This is a genomic window from Micromonospora sp. CPM1, assembly GCF_023896895.1.
Lineage (GTDB): Bacteria > Actinomycetota > Actinomycetes > Mycobacteriales > Micromonosporaceae > Micromonospora > Micromonospora tulbaghiae.
Genome location: NZ_JAMHIU010000038.1, coordinates 1 through 14,717, shown reverse-complemented (window position 1 = coordinate 14,717; position 14,717 = coordinate 1). Strand labels below are relative to the sequence as shown.

Below are 14,717 nucleotides of genomic sequence, written 5' to 3'. Positions count from 1 at the left end.
GTGATGGCCGGCGCGGTCGCGGACTGGGTGGGTGGCTTCCTGCTGCTGGCCGGGGCGGCGCTGGCCCTGGTCGCCGGCATCGGGCTGGTGCGCTTCCCGGACGTCCTGGACCGGATGCACGCGGCCACCAAGCCCCAGGTGCTGGGCGTCCTGCTGCTGCTGGCCGGGCTGGCGCTGCGCCTGCGTACCCCCTCGGATCTGGGCATGCTGGTCCTGGTGGCGATCTTCCAGCTCTCCACCGCGCCGGTGGCCGCGCAGATGATCGGCCGGGCCGCGTACCGCTCCGGGCGGGTCGACCGCACGCTGCTGGACGCCGACGAACTGGCCGGGCGCTGAACCGGACGTGCGGGAGGCTTCCCGGCACCCTCAGCGAACATCCAGCGGCCCCCGATAAAATGGGCGGCATGATCGACTCTCCTGCCCCGGAGGGCAGCAGTAGCCGGCCGGGTCATACCCGGCGAATTCCCTCCCCGACGACCCCGGGAGCCCTGAACCTCCCGTGTTGATCCTCGTCGGTCTCCTTCTCATCACCGTCCTCACCGCCGCCACCGGTTACTTCGTGGCCCAGGAGTTCGGTTACGTCGCCGTGGACCGGGGCAAGCTCAAGCAGCTCGCCGACGGTGGCGACCGTGCCGCGGCCCGGGCCCTGGAGGTGACCGGGCGGCTCTCGTTCATGCTGTCCGGCGCGCAGCTCGGCATCACCGTGACCGCCCTGCTGGTCGGTTACGTCGCCGAGCCGTACCTGGGCGCCGGGCTGGCCGACCTGCTCGGCCTGGCCGGGCTGTCCAGCTCGGTGTCGCTGCCGCTGTCGGTGGCCCTCGCCCTGATCATCGCCACGGTGGTGCAGATGGTCCTCGGCGAGCTGGCCCCGAAGAACCTGGCCATCGCGCGGGCCGAGCCGCTCGCCCGGGCGCTGTCCCGGTCCACCCTGATGTACCTGAAGATCGCCGGTCCGCTGATCACGCTGTTCGACCGGGCCGCCGTACGGCTGCTCCGCCGGGTCGGCATCGAGCCGATCGAGGAGCTGCCCAGCGGCGCCACCCCGCAGGACCTGGAACAGATCATCGCCGAGTCCCGGGAGGAGGGGCATCTCGACGCCGAGATGTCCGACCTGCTGGACCGGGGTCTGGACTTCCGGGAGCTGACCGCCGGGGAGGCGATGGTGCCCCGGGTCGACGTGCACACCGTCCGGGCCGACGAGCCGGTCAGCCGGATCGTCGAGCTGCTGGACACCGGCCACTCCCGGTTCCCGGTGAGCGGCGCCGAGGGCGTCGACGACCTGATCGGCGTGGTCGGCATCGCCGACGTGCTCGGGGTGCCCCCGGCGCAGCGCGCGACCACCCGGGTCGACGCGGTGGCCGTACCCCCGTTGCTGGTGCCCGAGACGCTGCCGCTGCCGACGGTGCTGGACCGCCTGCGGTCCGGGCACCGGCAGCTCGCCTGCGTGGTCGACGAGTACGGCGGCTTCGCCGGCGTGATCACGCTGGAGGATCTGGCCGAGGAGCTGGTCGGACCGATCCGCGACGAGGACGACCCGCCGGACCGGGCCGCGGCCCGGCAGGAGGACGGCTCGTGGGTGGTCCCGGCGCGCTGGCGCATCGACGAGGTCGCCGACAGCACCGGCATCGAACTGCCGGAGGCGCCCGAGTACGACACGCTCTCCGGTCTGGTCATGCGGGAGCTGGGCCGGGTGCCCGAGGTCGGTGACCGGCTGGAGATCCCGGTCGCCACGGACGGCGACGGATCGTCCGGCGGCCCGCGGGTGCTGGTCGAGGTGCTGGCGGTGGACCGGCACGTGGCCGATTCGGTGCGGCTGCGGCCGACCGCCGACGTGTCCGGGGAGGGTGGCGCATGAGCCCCGGGTTCGCGTTGTCCTTCTCCGTGGTGCTGCTGGCGCTCAACGGGTTCTTCGTGGCCGCCGAGTTCGCGCTCGTCGCGTCCAAGCGGTACCGGCTGGAACAGGCGGCGGCCGGCGGCGGCCGGGCGGCCCGCGCGGCGCTGGACGGCGTCCGCGAGCTGAGCCTCATGCTCGCAGGCGCGCAGCTCGGCATCACGCTGTGCACGCTGGGTCTGGGCGCGCTGGCCGAGCCGGCCATCGAGCACCTGCTCAGCCCGCTGCTGCACGCGGTCGGCCTGCCCGCCGCGGCCAGTCACGTGGTGGCGCTGGTGTTCGCGCTGTCGCTCGTGACGTTCCTGCACCTGGTGGTCGGCGAGATGGCCCCGAAGTCGTGGGCGATCACCGACGCGGAGCGTTCGGCGACGCTGCTGGCGCTGCCGTTCCGGGCGTTCGCCCGGATCGTCCGGCCGGTGCTGTCCGTGCTCAACGGGCTCGCGAACGCGATGCTGCGCCTGTTCGGCGTGCAGCAGCAGGACCAGTTGGCCCAGGTGCACGGCCCGGACGAGCTGCGCATCCTGCTGGAGCAGTCCCGGGAGCACGGGCTGCTCGGCGCCGAGCAGCACCAGTTGCTCAGCAGCATGCTGGAGCTCCAGGGCACCACAGTCGCCCAGGTGATGGAGCCGTTCGACCGGATCGTCACGGTGGGCCGGGGCGAGACCGCCGAGCGGATCGAGCACGTGTCCCGCGACAGCGGCCGCTCCCGGCTGGCGGTGGTCGACACCGGTGGCGAGGTGTGCGGCCTGGTGCACGTACGCGAGGCGGTGCGCGCCGTCACCACCGGCCGCCCGGCGACCGCTGAGGAGTTGATGACCAACGCCTTCACGCTGCCGGCCGAGGCGTCGGTGACCGAGGCGGTGGCCGCGATGCGGGCGCAGCAGGCGCAGCTCGCGCTGGTGAGCAACGGCGGCGGGCCGACCCGGCCGGTCGGGTTCGTCGCGCTGGAGGACCTCCTGGAGGAGGTCATCGGCGAGTTCGACGACGAGACCGACCCGGTGCCGCGAGGCCGCCGGATGCGCTGACCGTCGTGACGCCGGCCCGGCGAGGTGGGAGACCACCTCGGCCGGGCCGGCGTCCGTTCCGGCCTGGCATGGCCGGGCGGGCAGCGGGAAAGCCGCGGCATGCGGTTGACCGGCGTGTCGCGGGACTCGGCCTGGACCGGGCTCTCGGTGAGCACCACGGTGCCCAATCCGAGCACCCGGCCGGGCCTGCGCCTGCCGGGCCGGGTGACGCTCGCCGCCGGCGACTCGGACGTGCCGGTCCGGCACATCCGGCTGGGGCTGGTGACCCAGGTCGAACCGGAGGACCCGGAGGCGCCGCGCCGCCTGGTGCAGTTCCACACGTGGACGATCGCGGGACGGTTCGTGGTGCCGGCCGGGCGGCGGCGGGCGGTCGACTTCGCCGTGCCGCTGCCGTGGGAGTCGCCGGTGACCACGTACGGCGGGGTGCCGTTGCTGAGCCTGCGTACGGGGCTGCGCACCGAGGTGTCGGTGGACCCGGAGGTGGACCAGGGCGCGATGGTGCCGGTGCTGATCCACCCGCTGCCCACCCAGGAGCACGTGCTCGCCGCGCTGGACACGCTCGGCTTCGCGATCCGGCAGGCGGGGCTGCGCGAGGGACGGCTGCCGGGGGTGGAGCAGACGCTGCCGTTCCAGCAGTGGTACGGGTTCTGGGCCGCCCCGCTCTACGCCGGCCCGATGACCGAACTCGAAATGATCATGCTGACCGACCCGGCCGGCATGGAGGTGCTGCTCTGGCTGGACCGGCGGCTCTCCCTGGCCGGGATCACCCACCAGAGCATCAGCCGGTTCCGGGTCTGGCACGCCGGTGCCGACAAGCGCGACTGGGTGGCCACAGTGGACGGCTGGCTGCGGCACGCCATCGACAGGCACGCGGCGGCCGCCGCGCACGCCGACTGGTCCGCCACGATCCGCGAGTCGGCGCACGTCAGCCGCCGCCCCGACCGGCCCGTCGCGCCGGGCTACGGGCTCGGTGGGACGGCCGGCGGCGCGGGCATCGGCGGTGGTGGCGGAGGCGGCGACGGCACCTGACCGGTGCCGCCGGTCAGCCGGCGGCGAGCTTGAGGCTGAAGCCGAGGAACAGCACCGCGACCGCCGTGGTGCCGCTCGCGGCGAGCCGGCGGCGCTGCCGGAACTGGGCCGCCAGGTACGTGCCGGTGAAGATCAGCACGGTCAGGTAGATCGCGCTGGCGACCTGTGCGATCAGCCCGAGCAGCAGGAACGACAGCGCCGGCCACGCGTACCCGGGGTCGACGAACTGGATGAAGAACGAGACGAAGAACAGGATCGCCTTCGGGTTGAGCAGGCTGATCACCAGCGCCCGCCGGAACGGCTCCCGCTGTTCCGCCGGCTCGACCTCGTCGATCAGGCGCGGCGTGGCCGGGTCGTTGCGGTCGCGCCAGCGCCGCCACGCGCCGCGCAGCATGGCCAGCCCCAGATACCCGAGGTACGCCGCGCCGGCGTACTTGATCACCAGGTAGAGCGGTGGGTACGCCTGGAGCAGCGAGGCCACCCCGGCGGCGGACATGACCATCAGCACCGCGTCGCCGACGAACACCCCGGCGGCGGCCCGGTAACCGGTGGCCACGCCCCGGCGGGCGGCGGTGGCCAGCACGAAGAGCGAGTTCGGCCCGGGCAGCAGCACGATCGCCACGGTGCCCAGCACGTACGTCCAGATGTCGGTGATCCCCAGCACGCCGGACATCATGACGCCGCGCCCGCCGTGGGGCGAAGCCTTTCCCGCAGGCTGACCTGTGCCTTCGGCCACTCCTGCGCGAGCATGGAGTACTGCACGGTGTCCCGCCAGGAGCCGTCGGCGCGCTGCTTGTGCTGCCGCAGCACGCCCTCCCGGCTCGCGCCGAGCCGTGCGATCGCCCGCTGGGAGCGTTCGTTGCGGATGTCGGTGTGCCAGACCACGCGGACCGCGTCCAGGTCGTCGAAGGCCCGGCCCAGCAGCAGCAGCTTCGCCTCGGTGTTGACGCCGGTACGCCACCACGGGCGGCCCAGCCAGGTGTAGCCGACGGCCAGCGACCGGCGGACCGGGTCGATCTCGTAGTACGAGGTCGTGCCGATCACCGCCCCGGTGACCGCGCAGCGCTGGGTCCAGCACACCTGCTCGCCGCGCTCCTGCGCGTCCAGGTAGCCGGCGACCACCCGGCGCATCTCGGCGGCGTCGGCGGGCTGCGTGCCGCCCAGGTGCCGCCAGACCTCCGGGTCGGCGGTGGCGGCGTACAGCTCGTCGGCGTGGGCGAGGTCGAGCGGCTCCAGCACGACGTGCTCACCGCGCAGCACCACCGGCTCGTGCCACGGCGAGCGGGCCGTCCGCAGGTACGCCGGCACCGGCGCGGCCACCCCGGGCGCCGGTTCGGGGCGGCCCGGCGTGAGCCGCAGCGGCACCACACCGGCCCAGTACGGCAGCGCCTCGTCGGCCGGCTCGTCGTTGACGCCGCCGGTGCGCATCCGTACCGACACCTCGCGCAGCGGCAGCGCCAGCACGGCCGTCTCGGCCAGCTCGCGCCGGTTCGGCGGGCGGCTGTCGCCGGACCGGCCGGTGGCCACCTTCTCCACCAGCGCGGTCATCACGGCGGCCTTCTCGCCGGGGTCGTCGACCAGCCGGGCGGTGCCGTGCGCCACCACCGACCGGTAGTTGGCGCTGTGGTGGAACTGGGAGCGGGCGTAGATGAGCCCGTCGAGGTGGGTCACCGCGACGCAGACCGGCAGCCCGGCCTCGCCCCGGGCGGCGAGCAGCGGCCGGCTGCCGGTGGACCCGTGCAGGTAGAGCGTGTCGCCGAGGCGGACGTGCAGCGTCGGCAGGACGCGCGGCTCACCGTCGACTGTGAACGCCAGCGCGCAGTGGTACGCCTCGTCGAGCAGCGCGTGGGCGGTGGCCCGGTCGTAGTGCATCCGGTCGCGGACGCGGCTGGCGGTGGTGCGTTCGGTCGGGGGGTACACGTGACATCCCACCTTCGTACTAGTACAATCTCCGAACTGTGGCAGCACATTATCAGATCGTCGGTTCCACCTCAGCCGCGATTTCGGCAAGCGTCGAATCCGGCATCCGCACCGGTGACCTCGCCCCGGGCGACGCCCTGCCCGCCGTCCGGGCGCTCGCCGCCGACCTCGGCGTCAGCCCGGCCACCGTCGCGAAGGCGTACCAGGAACTGCGGCAGCGCGGCCTGGTCGCGACCGCCGGCCGGCACGGCACCCGGGTGCGCCCCCGCCCGCCGGTCGCCGCCCGCCGCTCCGCGCTGCTGCCCCCGCCGCTGACCGGCGGCCGCGACCTCTCCGCCGGTCAGCCCGACCCCCGGCTGCTGCCCCCGCTCGGGCCGCACCTGGCCGCGCTCGCCGCCGAGATCGGACCCCCCGGCGGGTACGCGACCGACGCCGTGCTGCCCGACCTGGCCGCCCTGGCCCGGGACCGGCTCACCGCGGACGGGGTGCCGGCCGGCGAGCTGACAGTCACCGGCGGCGCGCTCGACGGCATCGAACGGCTGCTCGCCGCCCACCTGCGCCCCGGTGACGCGGTGGCGGTGGAGGATCCGGGCTGGGCCAACCTGCTCGACCTGATCGCCGCGCTCGGGCTGCGTACCGTCGGGGTGCCGGTGGACGACGAGGGCCCCACCGTCGGCGGCGTCCGGGCGGCGCTGGCCGCCGGGGTCCGGGCGCTCGTGGTGACCAGCCGGGCGCAGAACCCGACCGGCGCCGCAGTCTCCGCCGGCCGGGCCGACGCGCTGCGGACGCTGCTCGCCGGCCGCGCCGACCTGCTGCTGATCGAGGACGACCACGCCGCCGAGCTGGCCCGCGTACCCCTGTGCCCGCTCGCCGGGGCGACCCCGGCGTGGGCCTTCGTCCGGTCGGTGAGCAAGCCCTACGGGCCCGACCTGCGGCTGGCGGTGCTGGCCGGCGACGAGGCCACAGTGGCCCGGGTCGCCGGGCGGGCGCGGGTCGGCGCCGGCTGGGTCTCCACGGTGCTGCAACGCCTGGTCCTGTCGCTCTGGCGCGACCCGGCCACCGCCGGGCTGGTGCGGCACGCGGCGGACAGCTACGACAGGCGGCGCGACGGGCTGGTGGCCGCGCTCGCCGCGCGTGGGGTGGCCGCGCACGGGCGTACCGGGATCAACGTGTGGGTGCCGGTGCCCGACGAGACGGTGGCGGTCACGACGCTGCGCGACGCCGGGTGGTCGCTCGCCCCCGGCGGCCTGTACCGGATCGCCGCCGCGCCCGCCGTGCGCGTCTCGGTGAGCGCGCTGGACGAGGCGGACGTGCCCGCACTCGCCGACGCAATCGCCCGCGCCACCCGGCCCACCTCGACCTTCACCGCCTGATCGCGGCAAGCGCTCGCGTGGGCGGCTGCGGACGGGGTAGAACGGTCGGCATGGCCGAGACCGAGAGCGCCCCCGGAGCGCAGGAGTTCATCCCGCCGTCGGCGGACACCATCGACGAGCTGCGCGCCGCGGCGGGCGACTGCCGGGGCTGCGAGCTGTACCGGGACGCCACCCAGACCGTCTTCGGTCGCGGCGACGAACACGCGCGCGTGGTCTTCGTCGGCGAGCAGCCGGGCGACATCGAGGACCAGAAGGGACTGCCGTTCGTCGGCCCGGCCGGGCGGCTGCTGCGCAAGGCCGTCGACGACGCGGCGCTCGACCCCGCCCAGATCTACCTGACGAACGCCGTGAAGCACTTCCGGTTCGAGCTGCGCGGCAAGCGGCGCATCCACCAGACCCCGGACCGGGTGCACGTCACCGCCTGCCGGCCCTGGCTGGTCGCCGAGTTCGCCCGGCTGCGCCCGGAGATCGTGGTGGTGCTCGGCGCCACCGCCGCCAAGGCGCTGCTCGGCCCGAGCTTCCGGGTGACGAAGCAGCGCGGTGAGCTGATGCCCTGGCCGGCCGCCGCCCAGCACCCGGAGGACTTCGAGCGGGTGCCGGTGGACCGGACGGGCGCTGTGGCCGACGCCCCGGCGGCCCGGCTGCTCGCCACCATCCACCCGTCCGCGGTGCTGCGCGCCGACAACCAGGACGTGGCCTACGAGGGGCTGGTCGCCGACCTGAAGGTGGCCGCCAAGGCGCTGCGCTGATTCAGGAGCGCTGCTGCCAGGTGCAGAGGCAGACGCGGTTGCCGTCCGGGTCGGCGAGCACCCAGAAGCTCGGCGCCTCCGCGTCGCTGACCAGCGTGCCGCCGGCCGCCAGCGCCGCAGCGATGCGCGCGTCCACCTCGGCCGGGTCGACCCACACGTCCGGGTGCCACCGCTGCCGGGGCTCGTCCCGGCCGGAACGCTGGAACCAGACCGTCGGCAGCACGCCGTCCGGGTCGCGTACCTCGTCGTCGTCCGGGCCCCGGCCGCCCGGCGACCGCCAGGCCAGGACCGCCCGCCAGAACGGCAGCACCGCCGCGTGCTCCGGGGTGTCCAGCGCGAGTTCCAGGCGGGCCAGCCCGGCCGCCGACAGGGTCAGCCCGGCGTCGGCGGCCAGCGCCGAGATCGTCCGGGCCAGCCGCAGGTCACGCTGCGTCACGCCGCCCGCGTCGTGCGACCAGAGCCGCACGTCGACGTGGGTGTAGCGCAGGTCCAGGTCCGGATGATGGTCGACCCGCTCGGCCTCCGCGCCCACCGCGGCCACCAACGCCAGTCCGGCCGCGAAATCGGGGGTACGGATGCGCGTCTGCAACGCCCCCAGCAGGTACGTCCACCCGTCCAGCCCGGCCTCGGCGACCTGTTTCCCCGTGAGTGTGCTCATCCGGCCATCCTGGTCTGTCCGCCGCCCGTCCGCCACCGTCCACAGAGGGCTCACGGATCGACACGCAGGGATACGATCCGGGCATGGCCGACTCCCGACCTCGGGTGTCACTGCTCCGGTTCGGCGCTCCCGGCCCGTACGTGGCCTCCATGCTGTTCGCCGGCCTCCTCTGGCTGCCCATCCGGCTCTGGGAGGAGTGGGACGGGTCCGCGCAGGTCGCGGTGGTCCGCGCCGGTCTGGGCGCGGTGATCTGGGGGTTCGCTTTCTTCTTCACGCTGAGCCGGTTCGGGAAGCCGCGCCCCGCCGAGGCGGACCGGGCCGCCGCCTGGGCGGTCACCGAGACCGCGCTGCGCCGGGGCGAGCCGCCCGCCGACGAGGCGGGGCGTGCGGCGGTGACGGACGACCTGTCCGCGGTACGCCGGGGAGCGCTGTTCGGGGCGGCCGGTGGCGTGGTGCTGCTCGGCCCGCTGATCGTGCTCGCCATCCGCGCCGGGTGGGAACTCGCCGGGGTCGGGTTCGGGATCGTCCTGGTCGCGGTGCTCGCCGAAGCTGTGCGTACCGGCCGCCGGGAGCGCCGGCTGCGAGCGGCGCTCACCCCTGTCCAGGGCGGGTGAGCGGTGCCAGACTGGCCGGCATGGAGCAGCATCTCTACGAGCCCGTCCACGCCGAGTTCCGCGACCTGTGCCGCCGCTTCCTGACCCGGGAGGCGGTGCCGCACCACGAGCGCTGGGAGGCCGACGGGATCGTCGACCGGGAGGTGTGGCGGGCCGCCGGCGCCGCCGGGCTGCTCGGCCCGGACGTCGACCCCGAGTACGGCGGCGGCGGGCAGCGCGACTTCCGGTTCAACGCGGTGCTGGACGAGGAGATCGTCGCGTCCGGGTGCTCGGGCCTCGGGTTCGGGCTGCACAACGACGTGGTCGCGCCGTACCTGACCGAGCTGACCACCGACGACCAGCGCAAGCGGTGGCTGCCGGGCTTCTGCTCCGGCGACCTGGTCACCGCGATCGCGATGAGCGAGCCGGGCGCGGGCAGCGACCTGGCCGGCATCCGCACCAGCGCGGTGCGCGACGGCGACAGCCTGGTCCTCAACGGGCAGAAGACGTTCATCACCAACGGTGAGATGGCCGACCTGGTGGTCGTGGTGGTCAAGACCGCGCCGGACCAGGGCGCCCACGGGGTGAGCCTGGTCGTGGTGGAGAGCGGCACACGGGGCTTCAGCAGGGGCCGCCGGCTGGCCAAGGTCGGGTTGAAGGCCAACGACACCGCCGAGCTGTTCTTCGACGACTGCCGGGTGCCGGCGGAGAACCTGATCGGTACCGAGAACCACGGCTTCTACCACCTGATGGCCAACCTGCCCCGGGAGCGGCTGAGCATCGCCGTCGCAGCGGTGGCGGCCTGCGAGAAGCTGCTCGCGCTCACCATCGAGTACGCCCGCTCCCGCGAGGCGTTCGGGCGGCCGATCGGCCGGTTCCAGCACAACCGGTTCCTGCTGGCCGAGCTGGACACCGAGGTCACCATCGCGCGCACGTTCGTCAACCACTGCATCGCCGAGTTCAACGCGGGCCGCCTGTCGGTGACCGACGCGGCGAAGGCCAAGTGGTGGACCACCGAGCTGCAGACCAGGGTGGCCGACCGGTGCGTGCAGCTGCACGGCGGCTACGGCTTCATGGCGGAGTACCCGGTGGCGAAGGCGTGGCTGGACAGCCGGGTGCAGACCATCTACGGCGGCACCACCGAGATCATGAAGGAGATCATCGGCCGGGGCCTCGGCCTGTAGCGAAACCGGGTTGCCGGTCGGACGGACCGGCGGGAGAGGATGAGGGCATCCGTCCTCACCAGGAGCGCGCATGTCCACCGACCTGACCGCGCCGGCCCCGCCCCGGCCCGACGTCGCCGGCATCCAGCGGCGTACCGTCCGGCTGCTGTTCCTCACCCAGATCATCGGCGGCATCGGCGTCACCATCGGCATCTCGGTCGGCGCGCTGCTCGCCGCCCGGGTGGCCGGCACCGCCCTGGCCGGGCTGGCGCAGAGCGCCGGTGTGGTCGGCGCCGCGCTGCTCGCCATCCCCGTCACCCGGCTCATGGCCGCCCGTGGCCGCCGGCCGGGGCTGGTCCTCGCGTACGTCGTGGGTGCGGTCGGCGGCGTGCTGGTGGTGGTCGCCACCGTGACGCGCCTGGTGCCGCTGCTCTTCGTCGGCATGCTGCTGTTCGGCGGCGGCACGGCGGCCAACCTCCAGGCCCGCTACACGGCTGTGGACCTGGCCGAGCCGCAGCGCCGGGGGCGGCAGCTCTCGCTGGTGGTGTGGGCGACCACCATCGGCGCGGTGGCCGCGCCGAACTTCGCCGCGCTCGCCGACGAGACGACCCGGGGCTGGGGCCTGCCGGCGCTGGCCGGCCCGTTCGCCTTCAGCGCCGTCGCGTTCACGCTCACCGCCGTCGTACTCCTGGTCCTGCTGCGGCCGGACCCGCTGCTCACCGCGCGCCGCCTGACGGCGGCCGAGCCGGCGCCGGGCGCCGCACCGGCGGTCACCCGCCGCGGTGGCATGGTCGCCGCGTGGCGCACGGTACGCGGCCGGCCGGCCGCCCGCCTCGGCATCGCCGCGGTCGCGGTGGGGCACCTGGTGATGGTGGCGGTGATGTCGATGACCCCGGTGCACCTCGGCGAGTGGCACTCCGACGAGGACGTGCTGCCGGTGGTCGGCCTGGTGCTGAGCCTGCACATCGCCGGCATGTACGCGCTGTCGCCGGTGGTGGGGTGGCTCACCGACCGGGTCGGCCGGCGCCCGGTGATCCTCGGCGGGGTGGCGCTGCTGCTGGCCGCGTGCGCGGTGTCCGGCACCGCCGGGCACCACACGCCGCTGCTGTCGGTGGGGCTGACGCTGCTCGGGCTGGGCTGGTCGGGCACGATGGTGGCGGGCTCGACGCTGCTGTCGGAGTCGGTGCCCACCGCCGACCGGCCCGGCGTGCAGGGCCTGTCCGACCTGCTCATGGGGCTGGCCGGGGCGGGCGCGGCGGCGGCGAGCGGGTTCGTCATGCGAGCCGTGGGGTACCCGACGCTCACCCTGCTGTCGGCGATCGCGGTGGTGCCGCTGGTGGCGCTGGCGCTGCGCCGTACCGGCACTGCACCACTCGACGAGGAGGACTGAACACGTGCGGCTGACCGACTTCTGGACGCGGCTGGAGGAGGCGTTCGGCCCGGGGTACGCGGCCAGCATCGCCAGCGACCAGGTGCTGCCCCAGCTCGGCGGGCGGACCATCGAGCAGGCCCTCGCCGCCGGTGAGGAAACGCACGTGGTGTGGCGTGCCGTGGTCGCCGCATACCCGGACCGGGTGCCCGCCCGACTACGCTGAGCAGCCTTTTCGTCGATCCCGCGTGTCGCTTGCCCAGTCGTACACCTGTTCGGCTATTGTCCACAGCGGGGTGCTCGTCCACAGCTCACGGCCCGTCGGCTGGTTTTCTGTCGGACCCAGCGCCTAGCGTGTCCCGCGTGACGCGAAGCTCAGGAAAGACGCCGGCGAAGGCAGGGGTGGCAACGATGGCAGCAGGGCCTGACCGGGAGAAGGCGCTCGACCTTGCTCTCGCTCAGATCGACAAGCAGTTCGGCAAGGGTTCGGTGATGAGGCTGGGGGAGCGGCCCGTCGTGCAGACGGCTGTCATCCCGACCGGCTCCATCGCGCTCGACGTGGCGCTCGGCGTGGGCGGTCTGCCCCGCGGCCGCGTGGTCGAGATCTACGGTCCGGAGTCCAGCGGTAAGACCACCGTCGCCCTGCACGCGGTGGCGAACGCCCAGCGCGCCGGCGGCATCGCCGCGTTCATCGACGCCGAGCACGCGCTCGACCCGGAGTACGCGCGGGCCCTCGGCGTCGACACCGACGCCCTGCTGGTCTCCCAGCCGGACACCGGCGAGCAGGCGCTGGAGATCGCGGACATGCTGGTCCGCTCCGGCGCGATCGACATCATCGTGATCGACTCGGTGGCGGCCCTGGTGCCGCGCGCAGAGATCGAGGGCGAGATGGGCGACAGCCACGTCGGCCTCCAGGCCCGGCTGATGAGCCAGGCGCTGCGGAAGATCACGGGTGTGCTCAACAACACCGGCACCACCGCGATCTTCATCAACCAGCTCCGCGAGAAGATCGGCGTGATGTTCGGCAGCCCGGAGACCACCACCGGTGGTCGCGCGCTGAAGTTCTACGCCTCGGTCCGGCTCGACGTGCGCCGCATCGAGAGCCTCAAGGACGGCACCGACGTGGTCGGTAACCGCACCCGGGTCAAGGTCGTGAAGAACAAGGTCGCCGCGCCGTTCAAGCAGGCCGAGTTCGACATCATGTACGGCAAGGGCATCTCCCGCGAGGGCTCGCTGATCGACGTCGGCGTGGAGCAGGCGATCATCCGCAAGTCCGGCGCCTGGTACACCTACGACGGTGACCAGCTCGGCCAGGGCAAGGAGAAGGCCCGCGAGTTCCTCCGCGAGAACCCGGACGTGGCGGCCGAGATCGAGAAGAAGATCCTGGAGAAGCTCGGCGTCGGCACCGGCGGTGCCGGTGACGCCACCGGCGGCCCGGAGCTGCCGCCGGTCGACTTCTGATCCGCTGATCCGTGGCAGGACGACGCGCCCGTACGGGCCGGGGCTGGGATGCCGGCCCACCCCGTGCGGGCGACGCCACAGGTACGCCCCGGCCTCGCCGGGGACGCCGTGATCGCGCGGCGGAGCCCGATGCAGGGGAGGCTCCGGCTCCGCCGCGCGACGAGGCCGAGGTGGCCCGGGAGATCTGCCTGCGGCAGCTCGCGGTGCGCCCGCGTACCCGGGCCGAACTGGCCGGTGCGCTGGCCCGCCGCGGCATCTCCGAGGAGGTCGCCGAGCAGGTCCTCGACCGGTACGACGAGGTCGGCATCGTCGACGACGCCGCCTTCGCACGTGCCTGGGTGAGCAGCCGGCACAACGGCCGCGGGCTGGCCCGCCGGGCGCTCGCCAACGAGCTGCGCCAGCGCGGCGTCGACGGCGAGGTGGCCGGCGCGGCCCTGGACGGGCTGGACGAGGAAACCGAGGCGCAGACCGCCCGCGCCCTGGTGGAGCGCAAACTGCGCAGCACCCGGGGCGAGCCCGACGCGGTGTTCCGGCGCCTGGTCGGCATGCTGGCGCGCAAGGGCTACCCGGCCGGGGTGGCGATCCGGGCGGTGAAGGACGCGCTGGCCGCGCAGAGCGCCGAGGCGGCCGAGTTCGCCGAGCACATCGACGCCGACGCGATGGCCGACGCCGAGAACGACCTCGACTCCCGCCGGCCCGACTGACCGGCCGCCCTTGTCGCGGCCGCCGACCCAGGAGAGGCGCACACCGGTGCTGAAGGCGTGTCTCAACGGCACACGACGGCGGGACGAGCACCCCGCCGTGCCGGTCACCCCGGCCGAACTGGCCGCCGACGCGGTGCGCTGCGCGACCGCCGGGGTGGCGGCAGTGCACGTGCACCCGCGCGACGACAGCGGCGCCGAGTCGCTCGACCCGGCGGTGATCGCCGCGGCGGTCACCGCCATCCGCGACGCCCGTCCCGGCCTGCCGGTCGGCGTGAGCACCGGCGCCTGGATCGTCCCCGACCCGGCCGAGCGGGTCGCCGCCGTCCGCGCCTGGACGGTGCTGCCCGACTTCGCCTCGGTCAACGCCCACGAACCCGGAGCGGCCGAGGTCGCCGCCGCCCTGCACGAACGCGGCGTGATGGTCGAGGCCGGTCTGTGGACGCCGTCAGCGGTCGACGCCTGGCGCCGCTGGTCCACACCCACCGGACGGATCCTCGTCGAGTGCATGGCCGAGCAGGTCGAGACGGCGCTCGCCGACGCGGCGGCGATCCTCGGCGCGCTGCCCGGCGAGCACCCGCCGGTGCTGCTGCACGGTGAGGGTCCGGCCACCTGGCCGGTGTACGCCGAGGCGGTCCGGCGTGGCCTGCACACCCGCATCGGCCTGGAGGACACGCTGCTGCTACCCGACGGCACCGAGGCCCCCGACAACGCCACCTTGGTAACCACAGCCCGAGCCACCGCCGCTCCCTGACCCACCCCACCCCACCCGACCCGGTCCCGCC

General features: G+C 74.3%; 15 protein-coding genes and 1 pseudogene. 13 read left to right on the top strand and 3 right to left on the bottom strand.

What is annotated here, in order from left to right; genetic code table 11:
• Positions 1-3: 3 nt before the first annotated feature.
• From mnhG to M8C11_RS28470, 4 genes are all read left to right on the top strand, one after another.
• Entirely contained in the window at positions 4-336 is a 333-nt protein-coding gene (gene mnhG / locus M8C11_RS28485; protein ID WP_121683666.1) for a monovalent cation/H(+) antiporter subunit G, read from the top strand.
• 163 nt (positions 337-499) lie between these two features.
• Positions 500-1,855, top strand: coding sequence for a hemolysin family protein (locus M8C11_RS28480; RefSeq protein WP_252454448.1), 1,356 nt, complete (start codon positions 500-502; stop codon positions 1,853-1,855).
• Entirely contained in the window at positions 1,852-2,916 is a 1,065-nt protein-coding gene (locus M8C11_RS28475; RefSeq protein ID WP_252454446.1) for a hemolysin family protein, read from the top strand. The genes M8C11_RS28480 and M8C11_RS28475 overlap by 4 nt, the downstream gene beginning before the upstream one ends.
• A 99-nt stretch (positions 2,917-3,015) precedes the next feature.
• Positions 3,016-3,945 carry a sporulation protein gene (locus M8C11_RS28470; protein WP_252454444.1) on the top strand — a complete coding sequence of 310 codons (930 nt, stop codon included), beginning with the start codon at positions 3,016-3,018 and terminating at the stop codon, positions 3,943-3,945.
• A 13-nt stretch (positions 3,946-3,958) separates the two neighbouring features.
• Here M8C11_RS28470 and leuE read toward each other — a convergent pair whose 3' ends face one another.
• Together leuE and M8C11_RS28460 are read right to left on the bottom strand one after the other, a co-directional pair.
• The gene (leuE, locus tag M8C11_RS28465) at positions 3,959-4,621 is read right to left on the bottom strand and encodes a leucine efflux protein LeuE (protein ID WP_252454443.1); all 663 of its coding nucleotides are present in this window, start codon (positions 4,619-4,621) and stop codon (positions 3,959-3,961) included.
• Complete coding sequence (locus M8C11_RS28460; RefSeq protein ID WP_252454442.1) at positions 4,618-5,865, bottom strand: bifunctional pyridoxamine 5'-phosphate oxidase family protein/GNAT family N-acetyltransferase; 1,248 nt, start codon at positions 5,863-5,865, stop codon at positions 4,618-4,620. Before M8C11_RS28460 ends, leuE begins: the two co-directional genes overlap by 4 nt.
• A gap of 38 nt (positions 5,866-5,903) precedes the next feature.
• Between M8C11_RS28460 and M8C11_RS28455 the strand changes: the two genes are divergently transcribed.
• On the top strand, positions 5,904-7,238 hold the full coding sequence (locus tag M8C11_RS28455) for an aminotransferase class I/II-fold pyridoxal phosphate-dependent enzyme (RefSeq protein ID WP_252454441.1): 1,335 nt from the start codon (positions 5,904-5,906) through the stop codon (positions 7,236-7,238).
• A gap of 50 nt (positions 7,239-7,288) precedes the next feature.
• A complete protein-coding gene (locus tag M8C11_RS28450; protein ID WP_252454440.1) occupies positions 7,289-7,987 on the top strand; it encodes a UdgX family uracil-DNA binding protein in 699 nt (232 codons plus the stop codon).
• 1 nt (position 7,988) lies between these two features.
• Here the strand turns inward: M8C11_RS28450 and M8C11_RS28445 are convergent, their stop codons facing one another.
• Positions 7,989-8,645 (bottom strand): 4a-hydroxytetrahydrobiopterin dehydratase, encoded by a 657-nt coding sequence (locus tag M8C11_RS28445; protein ID WP_252454439.1) that lies wholly within the window; start codon positions 8,643-8,645, stop codon positions 7,989-7,991.
• Positions 8,646-8,728: 83 nt separating this feature from the next.
• Here M8C11_RS28445 and M8C11_RS28440 point away from each other — a divergent pair, with 83 nt between their 5' ends.
• The 7 genes and pseudogenes from M8C11_RS28440 (at position 8,729) to M8C11_RS28410 (ending at position 14,686) form a co-directional block, all read left to right on the top strand.
• Entirely contained in the window at positions 8,729-9,259 is a 531-nt protein-coding gene (locus tag M8C11_RS28440) for a hypothetical protein (protein WP_252454438.1), read from the top strand.
• A gap of 20 nt (positions 9,260-9,279) precedes the next feature.
• Positions 9,280-10,422 carry an acyl-CoA dehydrogenase family protein gene (locus M8C11_RS28435; protein WP_252454437.1) on the top strand — a complete coding sequence of 381 codons (1,143 nt, stop codon included), beginning with the start codon at positions 9,280-9,282 and terminating at the stop codon, positions 10,420-10,422.
• Between the two features lie 70 nt (positions 10,423-10,492).
• A pseudogene (locus M8C11_RS28430) lies at positions 10,493-11,805 on the top strand (MFS transporter).
• A complete protein-coding gene (locus tag M8C11_RS28425) occupies positions 11,796-11,996 on the top strand; it encodes a DUF3046 domain-containing protein (RefSeq protein WP_120571064.1) in 201 nt (66 codons plus the stop codon). The pseudogene M8C11_RS28430 and the gene M8C11_RS28425 overlap by 10 nt, the downstream one beginning before the upstream one ends.
• Before the next feature lie 185 nt (positions 11,997-12,181).
• Positions 12,182-13,231: a recombinase RecA gene (gene recA, locus M8C11_RS28420; RefSeq protein WP_073830227.1), complete on the top strand. Its 1,050-nt coding sequence runs from the start codon at positions 12,182-12,184 to the stop codon at positions 13,229-13,231.
• 11 nt (positions 13,232-13,242) lie between these two features.
• Positions 13,243-13,935: a regulatory protein RecX gene (locus M8C11_RS28415; protein ID WP_252454436.1), complete on the top strand. Its 693-nt coding sequence runs from the start codon at positions 13,243-13,245 to the stop codon at positions 13,933-13,935.
• Between the two features lie 46 nt (positions 13,936-13,981).
• Complete coding sequence (locus tag M8C11_RS28410; protein WP_252454434.1) at positions 13,982-14,686, top strand: 3-keto-5-aminohexanoate cleavage protein; 705 nt, start codon at positions 13,982-13,984, stop codon at positions 14,684-14,686.
• The last annotated feature ends 31 nt before the right edge of the window (positions 14,687-14,717 follow it).